This window comes from Thiomicrospira sp. (assembly GCF_036568485.1).
GTDB lineage: Bacteria > Pseudomonadota > Gammaproteobacteria > Thiomicrospirales > Thiomicrospiraceae > Thiomicrospira.
This window is the reverse complement of sequence record NZ_DATCSL010000035.1, coordinates 1-2,349: the sequence shown is the minus strand read 5'-3', so window position 1 is coordinate 2,349 and position 2,349 is coordinate 1. Positions and strand designations below refer to the sequence as shown.

Sequence of the window (2,349 nt, the reverse complement as noted above, 5' to 3'; positions counted from 1 at the left end):
AAAACCCTGATTACTTATCCGAGGTGTTTGCGCGCGCTTGGTTCAAGCTCACCCACCGCGACATGGGGCCAAAAGTGCGTTATATCGGGCCAGATGTGCCGACGGAAGATTTAATTTGGCAAGACCCGGTGCCGGCTGGACGCAAAGATTATGATGTCGATGCGGTCAAAGCCAAAATCGCCGCCACCGGTTTATCAAGCGCCGAGCTGGTTACAACCGCTTGGGACAGTGCTCGCACTTTTCGAGGTTCGGATATGCGCGGCGGAGCAAACGGCGCACGCATACGCCTTGCACCACAAAAAGATTGGCAAGGCAACGAGCCTGAGCGCTTAACACGCGTACTGGCGAAACTTGAACCCATTGCCTCAAAGTTTGGCATAAGTATCGCCGACACGATTGTACTGGCGGGTAACTTAGGCGTTGAACAAGCGGCCCAAGCCGCAGGCTTTAATATCCAAGTTCCGTTTGCACCAGGTCGTGGAGATGCCAGCGATGAAATGACGGATGCGGAGTCCTTTGACCCACTCGAACCGATTCACGATGGTTATCGCAACTGGGTAAAAAAAGACTATATCGTTTCGCCGGAAGAGCTAATGCTTGATCGCACTCAGTTGATGGGCTTAACCGCCCATGAAATGACGTGTTTAGTAGGTGGTTTACGCGTGATTGGCGCCAACTATGGCGGTTCAAAACATGGTGTGTTCACTGACCAAGTGGGCGCCCTCACTAATGATTTCTTTGTGACCTTAACCGACATGGCCTATACCTGGAAGCCAGCCAGCAAGTCGCACTACGAAATTTGTGATCGCAAAACCGGTGCCGTCAAATACACCGCATCGCGGGTCGATTTGGTGTTTGGCTCCAACTCAATATTACGCGCTTATGCCGAAGTTTACGCACAAGACGATAACCAACAAAAGCTTGTAAACGACTTTGTGAAAGCTTGGGTTAAAGTGATGAATGCCGATCGGTTTGATTTAAGCTAATCTGTTTTAATCGCAAAGCAAAAAGCCCGCTTAATCTTATTTCGATAAAGCGGGCTTTTTATTGCTACCAACCTAATTCCTACAAGCACCAGGCCTGGTGCTGTGGATTTTTAGTTGGTTTTTTGGCCGACAGGTTCACTTTCTGTATCCATCGATGGCGCATCATTACCTAACATGATCGCCACCCAGCGTGTGCCCTCGTATTGCTCTAAACCAATTTTGACGATCATGGTGAGTGGAATCGATAAAAACATACCCACTGGACCAAATAACCATCCCCAAATCAATAAAGACAAAAACACCACCAACGGCGACAAACCTAATCCTTTACCCATAAACTTGGGCTCCAGCAAGTTCCCCATTACCACATTAATTACCAGATACCCTAACGCCACTAAAGCCGCATCGCCCAATCCAAGTTGCACCAAAGCTAGCAGCACCGCTGGAACAGCGGCAATCAACGAACCCACATTAGGTATAAAGTTCATCAACATCGCCACTAAACCCCACAACACAGGAAAGTCGACGCCCAACACATATAACCAAATAGTGACCAACGTCCCGGTTACAAAACTAATAATCGTTTTGATTAGCAGGTATTTATTGACGCGCGCCATAAAACCATTGGTGGTATCCAAAGTAAATTGTGCATCAGGCATCGCCGCTCTGAATTTTCGCGGGAAACTGGCTTCTTCCATCAAAATAAAGATCACAATAAACACCACCAAAAACACATTGGTTAACAAAGAACTCACCGCAGATAAAGCCGCCCCCAACGACCCAATGACATTAGACGGATTAACATGCTCCATCAACATTTCACGGCTCATCGGAAAGTTCAAACTTTCTAACACTGGCACCAAACCCGACAACATATTTTGAAAGCGTTGTTGATAATTAGGCATTTGTGCAATAAAACTATCAATCGATTGGGTCACAATTAAAACCAGTCCGCCCCCAAACACGATTAACACAAACAACACAATCAGTACCGCCAAAAATGACGGCACACCACGCGTGGTCATCATGCGCAAAAACGGCGTGCTGATAATCGCTACAAATAACGCCAACATAATCGGAATCGTGATGGTTTCAGCGGCTTTTAAACCCGCCAAAATAACCATTACACTCGCCAACCCAATTAACCAAGAAACGCCTCTATTCTCCATCTGGTTTTGCTCCTGTTATTTTTTGTGTCATCAGTTTACCACCAGGCCTGGTGGTGGTGAAAAGAGTTTGACAAGCAAGAATTACTTGAGTATATTTCGCTTCAACGATATTTACTTAAGTAGTAGTTGATGAATCAAACCCCAACTCAACCCGAATTTTTTGCCCCTTGGCATGTGCATTTAGGCGACGGCGA

The 2,349-nt window shown here is 46.7% G+C and carries 2 protein-coding genes; one reads left to right on the top strand and one right to left on the bottom strand.

Annotation, left to right across the window (positions count from 1 at the left end; genetic code table 11):
• Nucleotides 1–986 (top strand): peroxidase family protein (locus VIM91_RS03380; protein ID WP_331863413.1); only part of this gene is annotated, 986 nt, incomplete at its 5' end.
• A gap of 110 nt (nt 987–1,096) precedes the next feature.
• On the opposite strand, the gene VIM91_RS03375 is transcribed toward VIM91_RS03380, so the two are convergent.
• Complete coding sequence (locus VIM91_RS03375) at nt 1,097–2,155, bottom strand: AI-2E family transporter (protein ID WP_331863412.1); 1,059 nt, start codon at nt 2,153–2,155, stop codon at nt 1,097–1,099.
• Between the last annotated feature and the right edge of the window lie 194 nt (nt 2,156–2,349).